This is a genomic window from Bacillus cereus G9842, assembly GCF_000021305.1.
GTDB lineage: Bacteria > Bacillota > Bacilli > Bacillales > Bacillaceae_G > Bacillus_A > Bacillus_A thuringiensis_S.
This window is the reverse complement of record NC_011772.1, coordinates 4,454,023-4,475,965: the sequence shown is the minus strand read 5'-3', so window position 1 is coordinate 4,475,965 and position 21,943 is coordinate 4,454,023. Positions and strand designations below refer to the sequence as shown.

Sequence of the window (21,943 nt, the reverse complement as noted above, 5' to 3'; positions counted from 1 at the left end):
CAAGACTTGTTTCATATTGTATGGAAGGGAGTGGTGATTGAGAGTGAAGAAAATCGTAAGTGTACTAATGGCTATCATTTTGTTAATGAGTATAGCCGGGTGCTCGTCACCAAAAAAAGAAACAGCAAAGCAGGTAAAGAGAGAGAGTAAAGAGCGCGTTGTTGCAACAACAGTGGCTGTTACTGAAATTATGGATGCGTTAGAAGTAGATTTAGTCGGTGTTCCAACAAGTTCTAAAACTTTACCGAAGCGATATAAAGGTTTACCTGAAGTTGGGAATCCAATGAGTCCAGATATGGAAAAGGTAAAGTCATTAAAGCCTTCAGAAGTGTTATCTGTGACAACACTTGAATACGAATTAAAGCCAGTTTTTGATGGTGTGGGTATGAAAGCAAACTTTTTAGATTTAACGAGTTTAAAAAATATGCAAAGTTCTATTAGCGATTTAGGTAAGAAATATGGACGTGAAAAACAGGCTGAAGCAGTAGTAACTAAGTTAGATAAAAAGGTTGCTAGCATTCAAAAGGAAGTAAAAGGAAAGAAAGAACCGACAGTGCTTATTTTATTAGGTGTGCCGGGAAGTTATTTAGTAGCAACAGAGCATTCTTATATTGGAGATTTAGTAAAACAATTAGGTGGTAAAAATATTGTGCAAGGTGAACAAGTAGAATATTTAGCTTCTAATACAGAGTATTTAAAGAAAGCTGATCCAGATATTATTTTACGAGCAGCTCATGGTATGCCTGATGAGGTTGTAAAAATGTTTGATAAAGAATTTAAAACAAATGATATTTGGAAACACTTTGCTGCGGTTAAAAATAACCGTGTTTATGATTTAGAAGAGCGTTTATTTGGAACGACAGGCAATTTAGCAGCAATTGAAGCTTTAGATGAATTGAAAAAAATGATGTATCCGTGATGCATTTTAATATAAAGGAAGAGTAGAATGAATAAAAAAACTTGGAGTTTCCTCATTGTTACTGCATTGCTCATTGTTATGACATCATTGTCAGCGATGAAAGGGAGTTTAGAAGTAGGTATTGTTGAACTTGTACAAGGGATATTTATAGGTGGAAATGAAGATGTTGAAGTCATTAAAGATTTACGTTTCCCTCGTATTATTATTGCGCTGTTCACTGGAGCGGCTCTTGCTGTTTCAGGGGTGCTTTTTCAAGCTGTTATGAAGAATCCACTCGCTGATGCTGGGGTAATCGGTATATCTTCAGGAGCAAGTTTTATGACACTCGTTATTATTACTTTGTTCCCGCAATTCTTTTTCTGGACCCCCGTATTCGCCTTTTTAGGTGGTGCGCTTGCGTGTTATCTCGTTTATTCGTTTTCATGGAAGTCAGGGTTAAGCCCACTTCGCATTATTTTAATTGGTATTGCCATTAATGCGATGTTTACTGGATTAAATGAATCATTCGTTACGATTTGTGGGTATTTTATTAAAAGTATTAAGCAAACGACGACTTCTAACATAACAATGAAGACGTGGGGCGATGTAGAAATAATGGTGACTTATGGAACGATTGGTCTTATTCTTGCTCTGTTCGTAGGAGCTTGGTGTAACTTATTATCGCTACAAGATAAGACTGCGAAAAACTTAGGCTTGCACGTGACGAGAGTTCGTCTTATTATTTCTGCCATTGCAGTACTCTTAGCGGCAGTATCAACAGCGATTGCAGGTGTTATTGCTTTTGTAGGATTGCTAGTTCCGCATATTTCAAGACAATTGGTCGGTTCAGACCATAAAGTATTAATTCCATTTTCTGCTCTTGCAGGGGCGTTATTAATTTTGACGGCGGATACGATTGGAAGGTTAATTGTGCCACCTAATGAAATTCCAGCAGCAACAATTATGGCGGTTATTGGTGGTCCATTCTTAATATTCTTGCTTAGAAAGAGTGATAAAGTTCATGGAAATTAAAAATGTAACCTTTTCATATGATAACGTAACAAATCGTTTAAAGTCTGTTAGTAGTGAAATAGAAATTGGGAAAATTACAACAATCATTGGCCCGAATGGATGCGGGAAATCAACATTACTTAGTGTCATGTCTAGAAATCACGTTCCTAGCAGTGGAGAAGTAATACTTGATGGGAAAGCGATTAGTGAATATAAACCGAAAGAGTTTGCTAGAAAGCTAGCAGTTGTCCACCAACAAAATGAGGCTCCAGCAGATATTACAGTGGAAAAGCTAATAAGCTTTGGGCGTATGCCATATAAAAATATTTTCTCTCCGCAAACAGATGAAGATAGAGAAGCGATAGAGCGTGCACTAGTATGTACGAATTTACAAAGTAAGCGTGATAAGCCAATCTATGCTTTATCCGGTGGAGAGAGGCAGCGAGTTTGGATCGCAATGACATTAGCTCAAAATACACCAATGCTTTTCTTAGATGAACCGACAACCTATTTAGATATTTACTATCAGCTAGAAATATTAGAATTAGTGAAAGAGTTAAATGAAGTGTATGGATTAACGATTGTAATGGTATTACATGATATTAATCAAGCCATTCGTTATAGCGACCATATTATCGTTATGAAAGATGGAGAGATCATTACGAAAGGTAATCCTAATGATGTAATAACAGAAGAGATGGTTAAAGCAATATATGGTGTAGATGTCATTGTAAAACAGGATGAAGATACTGGATTGTATATGGTACCTATGGGAATCTAAAGGCTGAGTATAATCCGTTTTGAGGTGATAATTTGAATAGCAAGAACGGACGGAAAAAGAATTCTTTTTTTCAACGCATACTTACAATTGCGTTTTTAGGAATCTTTTTCTATTCAATGTATGAGTTGGGTGGGATTTTCATGGATTATTATGAAAATCGTAAAGTAATGGCTGAGGCACAACATATTTATAAAAGAAGTCCAATGGAAGAAAAATCGGAAGACGGAGAGGTACGTAAACAGTTTCAGGATCTCCAGAAAATTAATCCAGAGATAGTCGGATGGATTACGATGGATGATACACAAATTAATTATCCAATCGTTCAAGCAAAAGATAATGATTACTATTTATTTCGTAATTATAAAGGTGAAGATATGAGAGCGGGAAGCATTTTTATGGACCATCGTAATGATGTGAAATCTCAAAATCGAAATACGATTTTATATGGCCATCGTATGAAAGACGGTTCTATGTTTGGTAGTTTAAAAAAAATGTTGGATGAAGACTTTTTCATGTCCCATCGTAAATTATATTACGATACATTATTTGAAGGATACGACGTTGAAGTTTTTTCAGTATATACGACAACAACGGACTTTTATTACATTGAAACGGATTTTGAAAATGATGCAGTATATACATCGTTCTTAAAGGAAGTTCAAGAAAAATCACTGTACAAAACGGATACGGAATTGACGGCTAATGATGAAATCGTAACACTTTCTACTTGTGACTATGCGCTTGATCCAGAGGCTGGAAGGCTAGTTATACACGCAAAGTTAGTAAAAAGAAATTAAAGAAAAAAGTATAGAATATGAGAAGTGATAGATAACGCTTCTCATATTCTATACTTTAAAAAAGAACTGTTTTTACTGTGCTGCAGCCATTGGCATACGTACAACTTTTACATCATAGTAAGCAATTTTATTATCAAGAATATATTCTGGCATTCCACCTTGATGTGAGTGAGCATCTTTAAATGCGGCGCTCTTTGTCCAACCTTGGAAATCTTCTTTTGCATTCCATCGAGTGCTAATTGTTACCTCGTCATAATCAACTGTATTTTGCGTTAAAAGAACTTCTAGACCTAAAAAGCCTGGCATCGTTTCAACTTTACCTACTTTATTAAAACGCTCAATTAATTTATGTCCATTTCCCTTTGTAATTTTAGCTGTATTTGTAACAATAATCATGTTTATTCCTCCTATAAATGTAGCTATATTTTCAAGAACTCATATACATTAAATGATAATGAAAATCATTATCATTGTCAATGGTAAATGTGAAATATATAATTTTTTTCTATTATTTTGGACAGTGAGATTTCCATTTCAAAACGTAGTAAATATGTGGCGGTTAAGTGCGAGAATGAGCGAGTTGTACTAGCAAAGCAATAATATGGTATAGTGAAACGAGGCTGTTTTTTCAGGCTCGTTTTTTAAATGCTTCCTATAGAGAAAGCATGCAAATGGAAAGGAAGTTATTATATGCGATCAGAAGTAACTATAAAAATAAAACCGAAATTTATAAAAGAAATTAAAAGTGGATATCCACTTATTTTAAAAGATGCAATTCAAAATTTAAACGATGTTCGTGAAGAAGGGACAATCATCAAAGTAGTAGATGAGAAGAACAACTTTGTCGGAAAAGGTTATTATGGAAAACAAAATAAAGGATACGGCTGGATTTTAACGAGAAAAGAGAGTGAACAAATTAATCAATCTTTCTTTGAAAGTAAAATCAAATCTGCCTTACATAAACGAAAACAATTTTATAAATCAAGTGATACGACAGCATTCCGCGCCCTAAACGGTGAAGGTGATGGTCTTGGCGGACTAATTATCGATTATTATGACGGCTACTACGTAGTAAGTTGGTATAGTGAAGGGATTTATACTTTCAGAGATGAGATTATAGCAGCTCTGCAAAAAGTAGCAAACTTTAAAGGCATTTATGAGAAGAAGCGTTTTGATACGAAAGGGAAATATATTGAGGGTGATGATTTCGTAGCAGGAGAGCGCGGTGAGTTCCCGCTTATCGTAAAAGAGAACGGTGTGAACTTCGCTGTTTATTTAAATGACGGGGCAATGGTTGGAGTATTTTTAGATCAACGTAACGTTCGAAAACAAATTCGTGATAAATATGCAAAGGGAAGAACAGTGTTAAATATGTTCTCTTATACAGGTGCTTTCTCTGTATTTGCAGCGCTTGGCGGAGCGAGTAAAACGACGAGTGTTGACCTTGCAAATCGTAGTTTAAGTAAAACGATTGAGCAGTTTAGTGTCAATGAAGTTGATTATGAAGCACAAGATATTATTGTAGAAGATGTATTTCTTTACTTCAAATATGCAGCTAAGAAAAAGATGAAATTTGATATGGTCGTACTTGATCCTCCAAGCTTCGCCCGATCAAAAAAATATACATTTAGTGCAGCAAAAGATTATAAAAATTTATTGAAAGAAACAATTGCTATTACAGAAAATAACGGTATTATCGTTGCTTCTACAAATTGTAGTGCATTCGATATGAAAAAGTTTAAAGGCTTTATCGATACAGCCTTTAAAGAAATGAATGGCAAATATAAAATATTAGAAGAACATTCTTTACCAGAAGATTTCCGTACCATTGATCAATTTAAAGAAGGAGACTATTTAAAAGTAGTTTTCATCGAGAAAATTAAAGGTTAATAAAGAAAAAGGAGCTCGAGTTTACTTGAGCTCCTTTTCTTATTGAACGATATTTTGTACTCTACCGACTTGCCCGTCCTGCAATCGCACTTTAATGCCATGTGGATGGGAAGGGGAGTTTGTTAAAATATCTTTTACAATGCCACGTGTTAATTTGCCTGTTCGTTGATCTTGTTTTAATACAATATCAACTTCAAGACCGGGTGCGATATTAGAACGTTTTTGTCCGTTCATTTACACACCTGTACGTCTACGTTGGTTGTTTGTCTTCTTTGTTTGTTGGTTTTGTAATTTTTTCGTTTCTTGGTTTTGATTTTTTGCATTTTGACCATTTCCATTTCCTTGCTTTTTCTTAGCAAGTTGTTCACGCATTAAATCAGCTAAGCTTACTTTTTTGTTTTCTGACATGATAAGTCTCCTTTATATAAAGTTAATTATGAACAATCGTAGTGAATTTCATCATATCATTGTTAAGGAAGGAAGGGAAGTTGGTTTGAAAATTCATATAACTGTTTCCAGCATTCATTCGTTGCGATACAATTGATATGTTAATGTTTGTAAAAAAAGGGGATAGACATATGTCACATCATATTTTATTAGTTGAAGATGATATTTCAATTCAAGAGATGGTGGAAAAATATTTATTAAAGGAAGGCTTTCAAGTTACGATGGCGTCTGACGGGGAAGCAGGGGTGCAAACCTTTTTTAAATCATCTTTTGATTTAGTGATCCTTGATATAATGATGCCGAAGTTAGACGGATTAGAGGTTGTACGTATTATTCGTGAAAAAAGTGCTGTTCCGATTTTAATGATGTCGGCAAAAGATACAGATGTTGATAAAGCTGTTGGCTTAGGACTTGGAGCAGATGATTACATTTGTAAGCCATTTTCTATGATTGAATTGGCTGCACGTGTAAAAGCAGGGATTCGGCGGTCTACGAAATACTCGGCTACAGAAACAACAGAAAAGATGATTCAGATTGGCGATTTAACAATCGATCCAATTAATTTTACTGTAGAAAAAAACGGGAACCCTCTCAAGCTCACTTTAAAAGAATTTGAGATTTTAAAACTGTTCGTAAAAAATCAAAATCGTGTATTTACAAAAGCGCAAATATATACGTTAGTTTGGAATGAAGAGTATTACGGTGATGATAACGTTATTAATGTTCATATGAGAAGATTGCGTGAGAAAATTGAAAGTGATCCATCTAATCCAGAATATATTAAAACGTTATGGGGCATCGGCTATAAGTTGGAAGTGATGTAATATGGTCAATTTGTTAATAGGTATTATTTTTATATTGTTATGTGTCATTTATATGCAATATAAAATGAGAAAAAATAGTAGTAAAAATTTACGATACACATATGAAAAGTTAGAAAGTATTGTAAATGACAAAACAGGCGAGACGTTACTCGTTATGACAGATGATCTAGAATTGCAAAAATTATTAGTGGCAATTAATCAATTATTAGATGCAAAACAGAAAACGAATGCAGATCATGCCAAAGTAGAAATTTCGATGAGAAAAATGCTTTCAAATATTTCGCATGACTTGAAAACACCACTAACAGTTATTCTTGGATATACAGAAATGTTAAATAAGGATAAAACGATAAGTGAAGAAGAACAACAAATATTACTTGAAAAAGTGCATACGAAAACATTAGAAGTGATGGAGCTAATTCATAAGTTTTTTGATTTGGCAAAATTAGAATCTGGTGACAAAGCAATTGAAATGACAAAAGTAAATATGAATGAAGTTTGCCGCGAGAAGATTTTATCTTTTTATGATTTAGTGACGACGAAAGGTTTTCAGGTTCATATTGATATACCAGAAAGAAATATATACGCACTTGGAAATGTAGAAGTATTAGGCAGAGTATTGAATAATTTAATATCAAATGCAATTACATATGGAGATGATGGAAAGACACTCGGTATGACTTTAAGAGATGATGAAACGAGTGTGTATATAGACGTATGGGATAAAGGAAAAGGAATTGATGAATCTCATATTGATAAAGTGTTTGAGCGAATGTACACACTTGAAGATTCAAGAAATAGATCGTACCAAGGAAGCGGTCTAGGATTAACGATTACGAAACGGCTTGTGGAAGCGATGGACGGAGAAATACATCTTTCTAGTAAGCCCTATGAAAAAACAATTTTTACAGTTGTATTAAAAAAGATGCTGTTTTAGCTTGTAGAGAAGTAAATTCTACAAGCTTTTTTTCAGCGTAAGGAATTTGTAAGGAACGGGTAAGAAAAAAGAGATTTCTGTTGTCTATTATAGAAATATAGAGTATTGCGAAAGGGGAAAGTAACATGACATATATAGTAAAAACAAACCAGTTAACGAAAGTGTTTAAAGGGAAAGAAGTTATTTCCGGTGTTAACATGCATGTGAAAAAAGGAGAAATTTATGGTTTTTTAGGACCAAACGGTGCTGGTAAAACAACGATTATGAAAATGATTACAAATTTAATAAAACCGACGAGTGGTGATATAGAAATTTTCGGTGAGAAATTAACAGATACATCGTATGAAGTATTAAAAAGAATGGGGACAATTATTGAATACCCAATCTTTTATGATAAATTAACGGCGAAAGAAAACTTAGACCTGCATTGTGAATATATGGGCTACTACGATAAAAATGCAATTGACCATGCTTTACATTTAGTGAAACTACAAGGGGTAGATAATAAAAAAGTAAAAGATTTTTCATTAGGAATGAAACAACGACTCGGTATTGCAAGGGCAATCGTGACAAAGCCAGAATTGCTCATTTTAGATGAACCAATTAACGGTTTAGATCCAATTGGCATTAAAGAGTTACGAGACTTATTTAAAATGCTCTGCAAAGAATACGGTATTACATTATTAGTTTCTAGTCATATTTTAGGTGAGATGGAATTAATGGCCGATACAATTGGTGTGATTCAAAATGGAAAACTAATAAAAGAAGTTTCAATGAAGAGTATTAACGGAAAGCAAACAGAGTACATTGAAATCACTGTTCCTGATGTGAAACGTGCAGCTTATATTTTAGAAGATAAACTTGGTATAAAAAACTACAAAATAATGAGTGGAACCATGATTCGTGTGTATGATACGTCAGTGTCTCAGCAGGCCATTTCAAAAGCACTTATTATGAACGATGTGGAAATTGAAAGTATTAATAAGAAACATAGTTCCTTAGAAGAATATTTCTTAAATGTAATGGATGGAGAAGGTATTCATGCTTAATGGACTGTGGCTGAACCTGGTAAGTGGATTTATCGTAATGCTAATAAGTGGAATTTTATATTATAGAAAACCAGAGCGGAAATGGTTGTTAATTCTACTAGTGATAGGAATGTTAAGCTTCGTTACTGCTGGAATTAGAATGTTAGCAGCATAAAGACAGTTATATAAAGAATGGAGGAGTGGTTTGTATGCTTAGATTAATGAAGCTCGAATGGAAGAAACATAAATTATCTAGTTACTTTAAAGGGGTAGCAATTTGTATTATAGCAATTTTCGCTGCAGTAAGCCTTATGGCGTTGGGAATTAAAGCCGAGGGAGACGTGCTCTTCTTTGACTTCACGCAACAAATGGTTTTAATAAACACTTTTATTAGGATAACATTCATTATTTTTAGTTCGGTCATTTTATCACGGTTAGTAATAGACGAGTATAAGAACAAAACAATGCAACTATCGTTTATGTACCCGCTGCAAAGGAAAATGCTAATGAGGGCGAAATTAACAATTGTTTTTTGTTTTTGTTTTGTGAGCACGATTATCGCTACTTTCATTATTAGTTTGCTCGTTTATTTTGTGAGTCCAATGATGGGACTGATTGAAACACCTGCTACGATAGGCGAAATAATAGCTATCGTTCCAGCTACTATTATAAGTGCATTTATGATATCTGGTATAAGTTTAATTCCTTTATTTTTTGGAATGAGAAAGAAATCGACACCTACAACGATTACTTCCGCAGTAATAATTGGTATGCTGATTAGTGGTAACGTTGGGGCTGGAAACGGTCAAGTAAGTATGTTTGATTTTATAGCTATCCCAATTGTGCTCTGTTTATTAGGGATTTTCATTAGTTATCTATCTTATCGTAAAATCGACAAGGTTGATGTGGCATGAAGTAAGCTTAAAACAACAACGAACTGGGGTATGAATGGTGAAAAAGATAATAGTAATTGCAATTTTACTTATTACAATTGCTAGTGTGGTTTTGGGGGTTAAGGTGTTTCAGGGGAAAGGAGGACTATCATGTTACGTCTTATGAAGCTAGAATTGAAAAAATTTAAGCTTGGCTGGTACGTAAAAGGGGCAGTTATTGTAAATATTACTATACTGGCATTAATGATCTTTACGAGCATCGTTGCTCAAGTAGAAGGTGATCCGGAAATAAGAGATCCGCAGATGATGTTGTTAACGGCTAGTACATTAGTAAGAGCAACATTTATTGTTTTTGGTAGTGTGTTAATCGCAAGGTTAATAATTGGTGAATATAAAAATAAAACAATAATACTTATGTTTTCTTATCCTATTAATCGGAGAAAAATGATGATTAGTAAGTTGGTCATTACAGCGACATTAACATTTATAACAGTTATTGTATCTAACATTTTAATAGTAGGAGTTTTCTTTGGGATAGATAGCTATTTTTCAATTCTTCCTAATCCATTTACAGTAGATCAATTAGTGCAAGAAGGAATAAATCTTGTTCCTTTAGCCATTGCAACTGCGGGAATAAGTTTAATCCCGCTATATTTCGGAATGCGTAAACGTTCAGTGCCAACTACAATTGTTTCATCTATTATTGTTGTGTCAATCGCAATTAATAACCAGCCAATATTTCCGATAGCGACTTTTCTACCTCTTCAATTCACATTTGCAGCGATCGGTATGGTGATTGCTTATTTTGGGATTAAAAATATTGAGAGTGAAGATGCATTATAAAGTTTCACATGAAACAAGTTACAGAAAAAGACAAGATATGTAAACATCTTGTCTTTTTTGTCGTTACATTTTAGGAGCTTCCATTCCAGCCGCAGCCCATTCTTCTTTTGCGGGACCATATACGCCAGGAACTGTTAAGCCGGCTTGTCGCATTAAAACCGTCATTTGCCCGCGGTGGTGATTTTGATGATTAATGAGTGTCATTAAAAATATAGAATTCGGCATAGGGCGACCAAAGAAGTCATTAATAGTAGCTAAGTCTTTATCAGTCCATTTACTTTGAAGTGTTTCAACAAAAGCCGCGTTTACTTTACGGTATTCATCTGCAATTGTTTTTGCAGAAGTTGGAACAGGATAATCTGTCGTTTCTCCTTCAAACTTTAGCCCTGTGCCAGATAGTATCACAGGAATTGCCGTCACGATATGCCAAGCAACTCTTCCTAAAGTCCAATGTTCAGGTGCAATTTCCTGTGATAAAGATGCATCGGTTAATGAATCAAGCATTTTCTGAGTAGACTCTGCTTCGTATGTCCATGATTGTAAAAAGCCTTCAATTGTTTGGTACATTATTGTTATCCCCCTCTACTTATGTTCATAGATTAAGTTCGAGAAGAAATGACAAGTTCCCTTTATGTTTTAATGATGGTATTTAAAATTTTATATATAAATTTTATGATGCTATTGAGTGTATATAGAATTATATTAATTTAGGGAGATATTATGAAAAGATTGATTTTAGGAATCATAATTTTATTTTTAATGGTAGGATGTAGCAATGAAACCTATAAAAAAGCAATGGATCAAGGGAAATTGGCGTTAGCGAGTAAAGAATATGACACGGCAGTAGCATCATTTGAGCTAGCATTAGAAGAGAAAAAGGATGATAAAGAAGCAAAGGTATTAAAAGACCAAACTACTAAGATGATAAGTTCGATAAAAGAGAAATCGAGTGGAAATATAGAACAAGCAATAGGTTTGTTTCAAGAAGTAGAAAAGATGAAAGATGGTTCCGCAATCCTTCAAAGTCAAGCGAAAGAACAAAAAGATTCGCTCATAGAGCATAAAGAGTTAAAAGGTCAATATATAGGTCAATTGGAAAAGGCAGAGAAGTTAAAGAGTGATAAAAAGTATGAAGAGGCTAAAGGGATAGTAAATAAAATTGTTAACGATACTGGCCAAAATCAACAATTTATTTCGGAAAATCAACGGGCCGAAGAGCTGAATAAGCAAATCGATGGCTTACTAACTCAACAAGCAGAAGTTAAGAAAAAAGAGGAAGAGTTAAAAAATGAAAAGAAAAAAGAGGCTGATATTGGAAAGTTAAAGGGGTCTTGGATGTCATCAGAAAGTACAGACAGGCCAGTTGGGTTGGAAATAGAATCTATTAATAGTGAGAAAACAGGCGGAGAATTTATGGAACATAATATTTTTGGGAAAGGGACTACTATAGGAGACTTTCGAATATTAAGTGTGGACCAAGGGATTATTTCTGTAGAGCTTGTATTTTTAGTGGGGGAAATAAAGCATAAGGCTGATTTGAAAATTGAGGAGAACACATTAACTGTACATCATGAGTTTATGGGGAGTACTAAATCTGTGAAATTAGTGAGATCAGAGTAATTTATCCGGCTATTCGTCGGACAGTAAAACTTCCACCTCAAGATTCGGCTGGAGCAAAGAAGTTAGGTGGGAGATCCACTGCTCATAAAAGTCCGATTGGTGTGGGCTAATAATCAGCGGGGATGAAGAAACCCCCCACTAATTAAAGTTTCACTTTATTTAGTATATAAAAAGGAGGCTTCTAAAACGAAGCCTCCTTTTTAATTAACCTTCTTCCCACTCTTCCTCATCAACCATAAGAAATAAGGTGCTCCAAGTACAGCAACGACAAGTCCAGAAGGAATTTCTTTCGGATATGCAATTGTTCGTCCGAGTAAATCAGCAATGGAAAGAAGGATTGCTCCAAATAGTGCGGAGCAAACGAATAATCTTTGATGATTCATACCAACGACGATTCGTGCTAAGTGTGGCGCAACAAGACCTAGAAAGGCAATTGTACCGACAGCTGCGATATTTACAGATGCAAGTAGTGTTGCTAACACAATGAGGGCAAGGCGCGTTTTATTTACTGGTTGCCCGAGTCCCGTTGCTAAATCGTCTCCAAGTACGAGAACATCAAGTTGTTTTATTAAGAAAAAGATAATGAATACAAGAATTAGCGATGGATATAGAATGATATTTTCTAAGTGATTCCATCCTCTTGCATACGTGCTACCTGATAGCCATGTTAAAGCAGCAGCAACGTTCAAATTTGCTCTAACGATAAAGATTTGAATAATCGCTGAACCGAGAGCTGAAATACCAATTCCTATTAAAGCAAGGGCTGTTGGGCTAAATCCTGATTTCCATGAGAAGAAGAGAACAATTCCAACTGCAAGTAGTCCGCCGATAAATGCACCAATTGGTAGGAAGAAACCAGGAAGTGCGGGAAAGACATACATAATAGTTAAAGCACCAACACCAGCTCCCGATGAAATACCAATAATAGAAGGATCGGCGAGTGGGTTTCGTAATATACCTTGGAAAACAAGCCCACTTATTGCAAGGCATGCGCCAGCAATAGCAGCAACGAGCATTCTTGGTAAACGAAGGTTCATCATCATATTTTTATCAAATTGTGTTAATTGTCCTGATATAACATTTGTAATACTTTCGATATAAGCGTTACTACCGATTGTAACACCAAGAGTAATTGTCACAATGCAAAGTGTGATAGAGATAATGATTACCTTTTTATAAGAGTAATAGCGAGAACTAGCTCCAGCTGCATTCGCTCCGTTATCATTCATATATTGTTTCGATTTCATCATTCGATAGACTAAGTAAATAAGCCAAGGTGATCCAATCATTGCCGTGACTGCTCCGACAGGAAGTTCAGCCCCAGTTGGATCTATTAGTCTACCAACGACATCAGCTCCAAGTAATAGTACAGCTCCCCATAAGAAAGAAGAGAGAAGGAGAGTAAAGTGTTGACGGTAGCCAATAAGACGCATTAAATGTGGTGCAACTAAGCCAACAAATCCAATTGGTCCAACAACAGTTACAATTACTGCTGTTAAAAAGATCGCAGCAATGAAGGCGATAAGACGTGTTACTGCTGTTTTTTCACCAAGAGAAACAGCGACATCATCACCAAGTAAGAGAATGTTGAGTTTACGAGACATAAATAGTAAAACTAGGAAAGAAATAATGATAAATGGAAAAGCAAATTGAACGCCATCCCAGTTATTTTGAATAAGAGATCCAGCTCCCCATAAAAATAAACCAGCTGTTTCATTTTCATAGAAAAGCTGCATCGTTCCAGTAAAGGCAGAAAGCATTAATGTAACGACCATACCAGCTAGTGCCATTCTAAGTGGGGTTCCCTTTTTTTCACCAGAAATACGGTATACAAATAAAGCGGTAATAGCACCGCCGATAAATGTGAAAAGAAGTGAATTAATTTGCAGACCTTTTGGTAAAAAAATTGTAGCCGCTACTAGAAAGAAATATGCGCCAGAGTGAATACCCATTGTACTGGATTCAGCAAGTGGATTTTTCGTTAATGTTTGTAAAATGACCCCAGATGCAGCAAGAGCACCTCCAGCTAAAATGGCAATTACGGCCCTAGGTAATCGAAGCATAATTAAAGTTTGATGCTCTAGTGATTGGTTCGGTGAGATAAGAGCATCAATAATCATACTATAGGAAATGTTTGCTTGACCTTGTCCGATATGAATAAAGAAAAGGAGGAGCAAGAGAGCTGCTCCTCCTCCGAATACAAGACTTGCTCGAAGTGTATGTTGTAGGCTATTCATTGTGTAATCACTTCTTCGCTGTCATTACATCTGCTACTTGTGTTGCTAAAGATGTTGCAGACTCAGGACCACCGAAAATCCAAGTGTCGCCTTTTAATTTATACATTTTGTTTTCTTTTTTGAACTTTAATTCTTCCCAAGCAGGGTTGCCTTTTAGTTGAGTGTCAAAAATGTTATCTTCATCCGCTACAATGTAAATGAAGTTTGAATCTTGTACACTTTGTAATGATTCTACAGTTGTTTGTTTGAAACCATCTGGCTCAGATTTTCCTGCTTCAAAAGTATTTGTTAAACCTAATTTTTTTGTAACTTGTAAAGCTAAAGAATTGTCAGTTAAGATACGGAATGTTGGTACGTTTTTAGCAGTAAATGCTTGTGCCATTGCGATGTTTTTATCTTTTAAGTCTGCTTTCTCAATTTTTGCTTTTGCATCAGCGAAGGCTTTATCCATATCAGCTAATACTTTTTTACCTTCTTCTTCTTTTCCAACTGCTTTTGCAATTTGTTTAAATGTTTCTGTCATTTCAGCAAAGTGATCGTTATTGCTTGTTGATGGATCAAACATAACTGTTGGTGCAATTTGCTCTAATTCATTTTTAATTGCTTTACTACGGAATGAAGCTGTGATAATTAAATCTGGTTTTAAACGGCTAATTTCTTCTAAGTTTGGTTGTTGACGTGTCCCTACATCTACAACATCTTTACTTGGTTTTGTTTTTGTATTTACCCATTTATTATAATTCTTAATGTCTGCCATCCCTACTGGCTGAACACCAAGTGCTAATAAGTCTTCTGAATATACCCACTCAAGTACAACTACTTTTTTCGCTGGTTTATCTAACTTTGTTTCCCCTTCAGCGTGTTTAATTGTTATAGCTTGATTTTTATTGTCCGCTTTTGTTTCCTTTTTCTCCTCTTTTTGCTGTCCGCATCCAACAGCGAATAGAAGAACTACTATGAAAATACTGAGAATTTTCTTCATCTTCTGCCCCCAAATTAAGTGTTTTTTGTAACTAGCACCATAAGTGAAAATGGTTATCAATTACAACACCCAAATCATACTATGAGGATAATTTAAGTGTCAATATTTTTTTAAAATTTTGAATAAAAATAACAAGTTATACGGATTTTTATATATTATAGTTGCTATTTATGAAGAATCAGCCTCTTTACTAAAAAGATTGGCGAATGTGGAAAGTTTAAATGGGAACTTGTCTGTGTACGAAAGCGTAATGTGTATGGTTAATAATCTGTGGAGATGGGGCGAAAGTACAAGCAAAAGGAGAGTGAATCGCATGTAATAATTACTAGAATGTATGGAGGAAATCTGTGTTTTATCCCCCACTAGGCTAAGTATTTCTTTGTTATTTAGATAGGTGTTTTTTGATTCGGTGATTGCGCTAAAAAGATCGAATGTAAAGGAAGTGATCAACATGTCTTCATGGAGCAATAACATAAATGGATATTGTGGGTGTAATAATCAAAATGGTGTACATGTTGATTCATGCTGTTTTAGTTGCGATGGGACAGTTCCTAAGGTTGGTCCAACCGGTCCGACGGGAGCGACAGGAATAACAGGAGCAACAGGCTCAACGGGAGCGACAGGAGTAACAGGCGACACAGGGGCAACGGGAGCGACAGGAATAACAGGAGCAACAGGCCCAACGGGAGTGACAGGAGTAACAGGAGCGACGGGAGTAACAGGCGATACAGGTCCAACGGGAGCGACAGGAATAACAGGAGCAACAGGCCCAACGGGAGTGACAGGAATAACAGGGGCAACGGGTCCAACAGGAGCAACAGGTGGCACAGGCCCAACGGGGGCGACAGGAGTAACAGGCGACACAGGGGCAACGGGAGCGACAGGGATAACAGGAGCAACAGGCGATACAGGGGCAACGGGAGCGACAGGCCCAACAGGCACAAGTATAACGGCAACATACGCATTTGCAAATAATACGTCGGGAACAGCAATATCGGTACTACTAGGTGGAACAAATGTCCCGCTTCCAAACAATCAGAATATCGGTCCAGGTATTACAGTGTCTGGGGGGAACACAGTATTTACGGTTGCAAATGCAGGGAACTATTATATTTCATATACAATTAATATAACCGCTTCATTATTAGTTAGTTCACGAATTACAATTAATGGGGCACCGCTTGCTGGGACTATTAATTCTCCTGCATTAGCAACGACATCATTTAGTGCGACAATTATTACGACCCTTGCGGCGGGGAGTGCAATTAGTTTGCAATTATTTGGTTTGTTAGCTGTTGCGACATTATCAACAACTACCCCAGGAGCGGTATTAACGATTATAAGATTAAGTTAATGACAAACTCTCTTACTCTTTTAAGATTAGGAGAGTTTCTACATATAATAAGAAGTTAATGAAGTAAAGCATAGTTATAAAAAAGTCAGAATATTATGATTGTAACGCTATGGTGACTATAATATAATGAAAATAACCATCATGAATGAACATTCATTTATCCCGCATTAACGGGCAGTAAGATCCCGCCTCAAAATTCAGCGAAAGTAAAGAAGTTAGCTGGGTGATTAACTGCCCGTAAAATCCCGATTGGTGTGGGCTAATAATCAGTGGGGCTGAAAAATCCCCACTGATTAAAGTTTCACTTTATTTTTTATGTATTTGAAGGGGGAATGAAGGTGGAAAAAACATGGTTGAAAAGTTATCCGGAGGAAATTCCTAGTACGATTTCTTATGATATTCAGCCACTTCATGGATATGTAGAACAGATGGCTTCTCGCTACCCAGAAAAGAAAGCGCTTCACTTTTTAGGGAAGGATATTACGTTTTCGGACTTCCATGATAAGGTGAAGAGGTTTGCAAATTATCTTCAAAAGCTCGGTGTGGAAAAGGGTGATCGAGTTGCTATTATGTTGCCGAATTGTCCGCAAGCTGTAATTGGTTATTACGGTACATTACTTGCGGGAGGTATCGTAGTACAAACCAATCCACTGTATACAGAAAGGGAATTAGAATATCAGCTTCATGACTCGGGAGCAAAAGTAATTCTTTGTCTCGATTTAGTGTTTCCAAGAGTAACGAATGTTCAATCTGCTACAAAAATTGAGCATATTATCGTAACTCGTATTGCAGACTTTTTACCATTCCCTAAAAATCTATTGTATCCATTTGTGCAGAAAAAACAGTCGAATTTAGTTGTGAAAGTATCAGAGAGTGAAACGATTCATCTTTGGAATTCAGTAGAAAAAGAAGTGAATACGAATGTTGAGGTGCCTTGTGATCCTGAAAATGATCTAGCTCTTTTACAGTACACAGGAGGAACAACCGGATTTCCAAAAGGAGTTATGTTAACGCATAAAAACCTCGTTTCTAACACTTTGATGGGAGTGCATTGGTTATATAATTGTAACGAAGGTGAAGAAGTCGTCCTTGGGGTTCTTCCATTTTTCCATGTTTATGGTATGACAGCTGTTATGAATTTAAGTATTATGCAAGGATACAAAATGGTCCTTATTCCAAAGTTTGATATGAAAATGATTTTTGAAGCGATTAAGAAGCATAAAGTGACATTGTTTCCAGGGGCTCCAACTATTTATATCGCTCTTTTAAATAGCCCGCTTTTAAAAGAATACGATATTTCTTCTATTCGTGCTTGTATTAGTGGATCAGCACCACTGCCAGTAGAAGTACAGGAAAAGTTCGAAAAAGTTACAGGTGGTAAACTAGTAGAGGGATATGGTTTAACAGAATCATCTCCGGTTACACATAGTAATTTTTTATGGGAAAAGCGAGTGCCGGGTAGCATTGGAGTTCCGTGGCCAGATACAGAGGCAATCATTATGTCACTTGAAACTGGTGAGGCATTACCACCAGGAGAAATAGGGGAAATTGTAGTGAAAGGTCCTCAAATTATGAAAGGATACTGGAATAAGCCAGAGGAAACAGCGGCTGTATTGCAAGATGGCTGGCTCCATACAGGTGACGTTGGATACATGGATGAAGATGGATTCTTCTATGTAAAAGATCGCAAGAAAGATATGATTGTCGCGAGTGGATTTAATGTGTATCCTCGTGAAGTTGAAGAAGTATTATATGAGCATGAAAAAGTGCAAGAAGTAGTGACAATTGGAGTTCCAGATCCGTACAGAGGAGAGACAGTTAAAGCATTTGTTGTGTTAAAAGAAGGTACGGAGTGCTCTGAGGAAGAATTAAATCAGTTTGCACGTAAATATTTAGCGGCTTATAAAGTGCCGAAAGTATATGAGTTTAGAGATGAATTGCCGAAAACGACAGTAGGGAAAATTTTACGCCGTGTTTTAATGGATGAAGAGAAGAGAAAGAATGAGGATGAGCAAACGGGCTAAGGCCCTTTCTTTTTGAAAAAATAGGATTGACACTTTTCTAAATAGTCAGTATTATAAGAATATGAATGACTATTCATTCAGTCATCTTCTTGAAGGGGACAGTAAAGTGAAGAAAAATAGACCGAAATACAATCAAATTATTGATGCGGCAGTCATTGTGATTGCGGAGAATGGGTACCACCAAGCGCAAGTTTCTAAAATCGCAAAGCAAGCTGGGGTAGCTGATGGCACGATTTATTTATATTTTAAAAATAAAGAAGATATATTAATATCCTTATTCCAAGAGAAGATGGGAGATTTTGTCGAAACAATTCGTCAAAAAACAGCAGGAATTGAAAGCGCTGTATCGAAGTTATTCATGTTGGTAGAAACGCACTTCTTGCTGTTGTCACAAAATGATCCCCTTGCTATCGTTACGCAATTAGAGCTCAGGCAGTCCAATCAAGACTTGCGCCTTAAAATAAATGAAGTATTAAAAGGCTACTTACAAGTTATGGATGAGATTTTAGAGACTGGTATAAAACAAGGTGAATTTCAAGCAGATTTAAATGTTCGCGTGGCAAGACAAATGATCTTTGGAACAGTAGATGAAGTTGTGACCAATTGGGTAATGAGCGATCATAAGTATGATCTGGTCGCACTTTCAAAAACGGTACATGGGCTACTCATTGCAGCTTGTGGTTATCGTCAATAATGGGAGGGATCATGTTGAAATTCCTATCTGTAAGAGTTGAAGATCATATCGCGGTGGCGACGTTAAATCATGCACCAGCAAATGCGATGTCTTCACAAGTTATGCATGACGTTACTGAATTAATTGATCAAGTGGAAAAGGATGATAACATTCGTGTTGTTGTTATTCACGGTGAAGGACGTTTCTTCTCAGCAGGAGCAGATATTAAAGAATTTACATCTGTTACTGAAGCGAAGCAAGCAACAGAATTAGCACAGCTTGGACAAGTTACGTTTGAGCGTGTTGAAAAATGTTCAAAACCAGTTATTGCGGCAATTCATGGAGCGGCACTGGGCGGCGGCCTTGAGTTTGCTATGTCTTGCCACATGCGCTTTGCAACTGAAAGTGCAAAACTTGGTTTACCTGAATTAACACTTGGATTAATTCCTGGCTTTGCAGGTACACAGCGCTTACCACGTTATGTTGGGAAAGCAAAAGCTTGTGAAATGATGTTAACAAGTACACCAATTACTGGTGCAGAAGCATTGAAATGGGGACTTGTTAACGGATTGTTCTCTGAAGAATCACTTTTAGATGATACGCTTAAAGTCGCAAAACAAATTGCTGGAAAAAGTCCAGCAACAACTCGTGCTGTACTAGAGTTATTGCAAACGACCAAATCGTCTCATTACTATGAAGGTGTACAACGTGAATCACAAATTTTTGGTGAAGTATTTACGAGTGAAGATGGAAGAGAAGGTGTAGCTGCATTTTTAGAAAAGCGTAAACCTTCATTTAGTGGCAGGTAGTTCAATTATTTTTTTAATATAAATTAACAGAAAATTAAAATTGATAGAATCTTTCTGAAAAACAAGGGGGTAAATGGAATGAACATCTACGTACTCATGAAACGAACATTTGATACAGAAGAAAAAATCGTAATTAAAAACGGTGCAATTTACGATGGCGAAGCGGAATTCATCATCAACCCTTACGATGAATATGCAATTGAAGAAGCAATTCAAGTAAGAGACGCACAAGGTGGAGAAGTTACAGTTGTAACAGTCGGTGGCGAAGATAGTGAGAAAGAACTTCGTACTGCATTAGCGATGGGCTGTGATAAAGCGGTATTAATTAATATTGAAGATGATGTAGAAAATGGTGACCAGTTCACGACAGCAAAAGTGCTTGCTGAATATTTAAAAGATAAAGATGCAGATCTAATTTTAGGTGGAAACGTTGCAATTGATGGTGCATCTGGACAAGTAGGTCCACGCGTAGCTGAAGCGTTAAATATTCCGTATGTAACGACAATTACAAAACTTGAAATTGACGGTACAAATGTGAAGATTGAGCGTGATGTTGAAGGTGATACAGAAGTGATTGCAACTTCATTACCAGTGTTAGTAACAGCACAGCAAGGTTTAAATGAACCTCGTTATCCATCGCTTCCAGGTATTATGAAAGCGAAGAAAAAGCCACTAGAAGAATTAGAATTAGATGATTTAGATTTAGAAGAAGATGATGTGGAAGCAAAGACAAAAACAATTGAAATCTATTTGCCTCCTAAGAAAGATGCAGGAAAAGTGTTACAAGGCGAGCTGCAAGATCAAGTAAAAGAACTTGTATCGTTGCTCCATACAGAAGCGAAAGTAATCTAATAAAATACGAAATTATATATGCAGGAGGGAAAATCTATGGCTCGTAAAGTATTAGTAATGGGTGAAGTTCGTGATGGATCGCTACGTAACGTTTCGTTTGAAGCGGTAGCAGCAGCAAAAACAATTGCAGAAGGCGGTGAAGTAGTAGGTCTTCTAGTTGGAGACAGCGTTGCCTCTTTTGCAAATGAATTGATTCATTACGGTGCAGATCGCGTTGTGACAGTTGAAAATGATAAATTAAAATCATATACATCTGATGGTTATGCACAAGCGTTTTTAGCTGTACATGCTGAAGAAAATCCAGAAGGTATTGTCTTTGGACATACAGCACTTGGTAAAGATTTATCACCAAAATTAGCAGCGAAGCTTGAAGCTGGTTTAGTTTCTGACGTAACTGCTTTAGAGGTTGAAGGTGGAAATGTTATCTTCACTCGTCCGATTTACTCTGGTAAAGCATTCGAGAAGAAGATTGTAACAGACGGCATCTTATTTGCGACAGTGCGTCCAAATAACATTGCAACTCTGGAAAAAGATGAGTCTCGCAGCGGTGACGTATCTTCTATTACAGTTGATGTGAAAGATTTACGTACAATCATTCAGGATGTTGTCCGTAAAACAGCAGAAGGTGTTGATCTTTCTGAAGCGAAAGTTATTATCGCTGGCGGACGCGGTGTGAAGAGTGAAGAAGGATTTAAACCATTAAAAGAGTTAGCTGACGTACTAGGCGGCGCTGTTGGGGCATCTCGTGGTGCTTGTGACGCTGAATACTGTGAGTACTCATTACAAATTGGTCAAACTGGTAAAGTTGTTACGCCAGACTTATACATTGCATGTGGTATTTCTGGTGCGATTCAGCATTTAGCAGGTATGTCTAACTCAAAAATAATCGTTGCGATTAATAAAGATCCAGAAGCAAGTATCTTCAAAGTAGCTGACTACGGTATTGTCGGTGACTTGTTCGAAGTTGTACCTCTTTTAACAGAAGAGTTTAAAAAGTTAAAAGTACATTCATGATTTAAGTACCCTTGAGTTCCAAGTGAAGT

At 36.3% G+C, this 21,943-nt stretch carries 24 protein-coding genes; 18 read left to right on the top strand and 6 right to left on the bottom strand.

Features of this window, described 5'->3' with window-relative positions; translation table 11 throughout:
* The first annotated feature begins 37 nt into the window (after positions 1–37).
* The 4 genes from isdE to srtB are packed head-to-tail and all read left to right on the top strand — an operon-like array spanning position 38 to position 3,487.
* Positions 38–919 carry a heme ABC transporter substrate-binding protein IsdE gene (gene isdE / locus BCG9842_RS22555; protein WP_016077231.1) on the top strand — a complete coding sequence of 294 codons (882 nt, stop codon included), beginning with the start codon at positions 38–40 and terminating at the stop codon, positions 917–919.
* A 27-nt stretch (positions 920–946) separates the two neighbouring features.
* Positions 947–1,930 carry a FecCD family ABC transporter permease gene (locus BCG9842_RS22550; RefSeq protein WP_001036829.1) on the top strand — a complete coding sequence of 328 codons (984 nt, stop codon included), beginning with the start codon at positions 947–949 and terminating at the stop codon, positions 1,928–1,930.
* Positions 1,920–2,690, top strand: coding sequence for an ABC transporter ATP-binding protein (locus tag BCG9842_RS22545; protein ID WP_000403765.1), 771 nt, complete (start codon positions 1,920–1,922; stop codon positions 2,688–2,690). Before BCG9842_RS22550 ends, BCG9842_RS22545 begins: the two co-directional genes overlap by 11 nt.
* Positions 2,691–2,722: 32 nt before the next feature.
* Positions 2,723–3,487, top strand: a complete 765-nt coding sequence (gene srtB, locus BCG9842_RS22540) for a class B sortase (RefSeq protein WP_002162479.1) — start codon at positions 2,723–2,725, stop codon at positions 3,485–3,487.
* Between the two features lie 72 nt (positions 3,488–3,559).
* On the opposite strand, the gene isdG is transcribed toward srtB, so the two are convergent.
* Positions 3,560–3,883, bottom strand: coding sequence for a heme oxygenase (gene isdG / locus BCG9842_RS22535; protein WP_000587818.1), 324 nt, complete (start codon positions 3,881–3,883; stop codon positions 3,560–3,562).
* 294 nt (positions 3,884–4,177) lie between these two features.
* On the opposite strand from isdG, the gene BCG9842_RS22530 reads away from it, so the two are divergent.
* Complete coding sequence (locus tag BCG9842_RS22530) at positions 4,178–5,377, top strand: class I SAM-dependent rRNA methyltransferase (RefSeq protein ID WP_001255945.1); 1,200 nt, start codon at positions 4,178–4,180, stop codon at positions 5,375–5,377.
* Positions 5,378–5,416: 39 nt separating this feature from the next.
* Here BCG9842_RS22530 and BCG9842_RS22525 read toward each other — a convergent pair whose 3' ends face one another.
* Both BCG9842_RS22525 and BCG9842_RS31425 read right to left on the bottom strand, forming a co-directional pair.
* Entirely contained in the window at positions 5,417–5,611 is a 195-nt protein-coding gene (locus BCG9842_RS22525; RefSeq protein WP_001014310.1) for a YwbE family protein, read from the bottom strand.
* A complete protein-coding gene (locus BCG9842_RS31425) occupies positions 5,612–5,785 on the bottom strand; it encodes a hypothetical protein (RefSeq protein ID WP_001293576.1) in 174 nt (57 codons plus the stop codon). It lies immediately after the preceding gene.
* Between the two features lie 170 nt (positions 5,786–5,955).
* Between BCG9842_RS31425 and BCG9842_RS22515 the strand changes: the two genes are divergently transcribed.
* The 6 genes from BCG9842_RS22515 (at position 5,956) to BCG9842_RS22495 (ending at position 10,349) form a co-directional block, all read left to right on the top strand.
* Complete coding sequence (locus BCG9842_RS22515; RefSeq protein WP_000018046.1) at positions 5,956–6,648, top strand: response regulator transcription factor; 693 nt, start codon at positions 5,956–5,958, stop codon at positions 6,646–6,648.
* Position 6,649: 1 nt separating this feature from the next.
* Positions 6,650–7,585 carry a HAMP domain-containing histidine kinase gene (locus BCG9842_RS22510; protein ID WP_000247674.1) on the top strand — a complete coding sequence of 312 codons (936 nt, stop codon included), beginning with the start codon at positions 6,650–6,652 and terminating at the stop codon, positions 7,583–7,585.
* 125 nt (positions 7,586–7,710) lie between these two features.
* Complete coding sequence (locus tag BCG9842_RS22505; protein ID WP_000221121.1) at positions 7,711–8,634, top strand: ABC transporter ATP-binding protein; 924 nt, start codon at positions 7,711–7,713, stop codon at positions 8,632–8,634.
* Positions 8,627–8,788, top strand: a complete 162-nt coding sequence (locus BCG9842_RS31420; RefSeq protein ID WP_000931814.1) for a hypothetical protein — start codon at positions 8,627–8,629, stop codon at positions 8,786–8,788. Before BCG9842_RS22505 ends, BCG9842_RS31420 begins: the two co-directional genes overlap by 8 nt.
* Before the next feature lie 34 nt (positions 8,789–8,822).
* Positions 8,823–9,527, top strand: coding sequence for an ABC transporter permease (locus BCG9842_RS22500; RefSeq protein ID WP_000945208.1), 705 nt, complete (start codon positions 8,823–8,825; stop codon positions 9,525–9,527).
* 129 nt (positions 9,528–9,656) lie between these two features.
* Positions 9,657–10,349: an ABC transporter permease gene (locus BCG9842_RS22495; protein WP_000945191.1), complete on the top strand. Its 693-nt coding sequence runs from the start codon at positions 9,657–9,659 to the stop codon at positions 10,347–10,349.
* 63 nt (positions 10,350–10,412) lie between these two features.
* Here BCG9842_RS22495 and BCG9842_RS22490 read toward each other — a convergent pair whose 3' ends face one another.
* On the bottom strand, positions 10,413–10,916 hold the full coding sequence (locus BCG9842_RS22490; RefSeq protein WP_000284976.1) for a DinB family protein: 504 nt from the start codon (positions 10,914–10,916) through the stop codon (positions 10,413–10,415).
* 153 nt (positions 10,917–11,069) lie between these two features.
* Between BCG9842_RS22490 and BCG9842_RS22485 the strand changes: the two genes are divergently transcribed.
* Entirely contained in the window at positions 11,070–11,969 is a 900-nt protein-coding gene (locus BCG9842_RS22485) for a hypothetical protein (RefSeq protein ID WP_000825582.1), read from the top strand.
* Positions 11,970–12,169: 200 nt separating this feature from the next.
* Here BCG9842_RS22485 and fhuB read toward each other — a convergent pair whose 3' ends face one another.
* Positions 12,170–14,206 carry a Fe(3+)-hydroxamate ABC transporter permease FhuB gene (gene fhuB / locus BCG9842_RS22480; protein ID WP_001087089.1) on the bottom strand — a complete coding sequence of 679 codons (2,037 nt, stop codon included), beginning with the start codon at positions 14,204–14,206 and terminating at the stop codon, positions 12,170–12,172.
* 7 nt (positions 14,207–14,213) lie between these two features.
* On the bottom strand, positions 14,214–15,188 hold the full coding sequence (locus tag BCG9842_RS22475) for an ABC transporter substrate-binding protein (protein ID WP_000722824.1): 975 nt from the start codon (positions 15,186–15,188) through the stop codon (positions 14,214–14,216).
* Positions 15,189–15,639: 451 nt separating this feature from the next.
* Between BCG9842_RS22475 and BCG9842_RS22470 the strand changes: the two genes are divergently transcribed.
* From BCG9842_RS22470 to etfA, 6 genes are all read left to right on the top strand, one after another.
* Positions 15,640–16,542 (top strand): BclA C-terminal domain-containing protein, encoded by a 903-nt coding sequence (locus tag BCG9842_RS22470; protein ID WP_000100366.1) that lies wholly within the window; start codon positions 15,640–15,642, stop codon positions 16,540–16,542.
* Positions 16,543–16,880: 338 nt separating this feature from the next.
* The gene (locus BCG9842_RS22465; RefSeq protein WP_000416316.1) at positions 16,881–18,566 is read left to right on the top strand and encodes a long-chain-fatty-acid--CoA ligase; all 1,686 of its coding nucleotides are present in this window, start codon (positions 16,881–16,883) and stop codon (positions 18,564–18,566) included.
* A gap of 106 nt (positions 18,567–18,672) precedes the next feature.
* On the top strand, positions 18,673–19,260 hold the full coding sequence (locus tag BCG9842_RS22460) for a TetR/AcrR family transcriptional regulator (RefSeq protein WP_000742213.1): 588 nt from the start codon (positions 18,673–18,675) through the stop codon (positions 19,258–19,260).
* An 11-nt stretch (positions 19,261–19,271) separates the two neighbouring features.
* A complete protein-coding gene (locus BCG9842_RS22455; RefSeq protein ID WP_000911292.1) occupies positions 19,272–20,048 on the top strand; it encodes an enoyl-CoA hydratase in 777 nt (258 codons plus the stop codon).
* A gap of 78 nt (positions 20,049–20,126) precedes the next feature.
* Positions 20,127–20,900, top strand: a complete 774-nt coding sequence (gene etfB / locus BCG9842_RS22450; protein WP_001029028.1) for an electron transfer flavoprotein subunit beta — start codon at positions 20,127–20,129, stop codon at positions 20,898–20,900.
* 36 nt (positions 20,901–20,936) lie between these two features.
* Positions 20,937–21,914 carry an electron transfer flavoprotein subunit alpha gene (etfA, locus tag BCG9842_RS22445; RefSeq protein ID WP_000101957.1) on the top strand — a complete coding sequence of 326 codons (978 nt, stop codon included), beginning with the start codon at positions 20,937–20,939 and terminating at the stop codon, positions 21,912–21,914.
* Positions 21,915–21,943 lie beyond the last annotated feature (29 nt).

What these genes read in the sequence shown, in the direction of transcription:
- BCG9842_RS22550 (WP_001036829.1), top strand. Translation starts at nt 947, where the DNA reads ATGAATAAAAAAACTTGGAGTTTCCTCATTGTTACTGCATTGCTCATT.
- BCG9842_RS22545 (WP_000403765.1), top strand. Translation starts at nt 1,920, where the DNA reads ATGGAAATTAAAAATGTAACCTTTTCATATGATAACGTAACAAATCGT.
- isdG (WP_000587818.1), bottom strand. Translation starts at nt 3,883, where the DNA reads ATGATTATTGTTACAAATACAGCTAAAATTACAAAGGGAAATGGACAT.
- BCG9842_RS22530 (WP_001255945.1), top strand. Translation starts at nt 4,178, where the DNA reads ATGCGATCAGAAGTAACTATAAAAATAAAACCGAAATTTATAAAAGAA.
- BCG9842_RS22525 (WP_001014310.1), bottom strand. Translation starts at nt 5,611, where the DNA reads ATGAACGGACAAAAACGTTCTAATATCGCACCCGGTCTTGAAGTTGAT.
- BCG9842_RS31425 (WP_001293576.1), bottom strand. Translation starts at nt 5,785, where the DNA reads ATGTCAGAAAACAAAAAAGTAAGCTTAGCTGATTTAATGCGTGAACAA.
- BCG9842_RS22515 (WP_000018046.1), top strand. Translation starts at nt 5,956, where the DNA reads ATGTCACATCATATTTTATTAGTTGAAGATGATATTTCAATTCAAGAG.
- BCG9842_RS22510 (WP_000247674.1), top strand. Translation starts at nt 6,650, where the DNA reads ATGGTCAATTTGTTAATAGGTATTATTTTTATATTGTTATGTGTCATT.
- BCG9842_RS22505 (WP_000221121.1), top strand. Translation starts at nt 7,711, where the DNA reads ATGACATATATAGTAAAAACAAACCAGTTAACGAAAGTGTTTAAAGGG.
- BCG9842_RS31420 (WP_000931814.1), top strand. Translation starts at nt 8,627, where the DNA reads ATGCTTAATGGACTGTGGCTGAACCTGGTAAGTGGATTTATCGTAATG.
- BCG9842_RS22500 (WP_000945208.1), top strand. Translation starts at nt 8,823, where the DNA reads ATGCTTAGATTAATGAAGCTCGAATGGAAGAAACATAAATTATCTAGT.
- BCG9842_RS22495 (WP_000945191.1), top strand. Translation starts at nt 9,657, where the DNA reads ATGTTACGTCTTATGAAGCTAGAATTGAAAAAATTTAAGCTTGGCTGG.
- BCG9842_RS22490 (WP_000284976.1), bottom strand. Translation starts at nt 10,916, where the DNA reads ATGTACCAAACAATTGAAGGCTTTTTACAATCATGGACATACGAAGCA.
- BCG9842_RS22485 (WP_000825582.1), top strand. Translation starts at nt 11,070, where the DNA reads ATGAAAAGATTGATTTTAGGAATCATAATTTTATTTTTAATGGTAGGA.
- fhuB (WP_001087089.1), bottom strand. Translation starts at nt 14,206, where the DNA reads ATGAATAGCCTACAACATACACTTCGAGCAAGTCTTGTATTCGGAGGA.
- BCG9842_RS22475 (WP_000722824.1), bottom strand. Translation starts at nt 15,188, where the DNA reads ATGAAGAAAATTCTCAGTATTTTCATAGTAGTTCTTCTATTCGCTGTT.
- BCG9842_RS22470 (WP_000100366.1), top strand. Translation starts at nt 15,640, where the DNA reads ATGTCTTCATGGAGCAATAACATAAATGGATATTGTGGGTGTAATAAT.
- BCG9842_RS22455 (WP_000911292.1), top strand. Translation starts at nt 19,272, where the DNA reads ATGTTGAAATTCCTATCTGTAAGAGTTGAAGATCATATCGCGGTGGCG.
- etfB (WP_001029028.1), top strand. Translation starts at nt 20,127, where the DNA reads ATGAACATCTACGTACTCATGAAACGAACATTTGATACAGAAGAAAAA.
- etfA (WP_000101957.1), top strand. Translation starts at nt 20,937, where the DNA reads ATGGCTCGTAAAGTATTAGTAATGGGTGAAGTTCGTGATGGATCGCTA.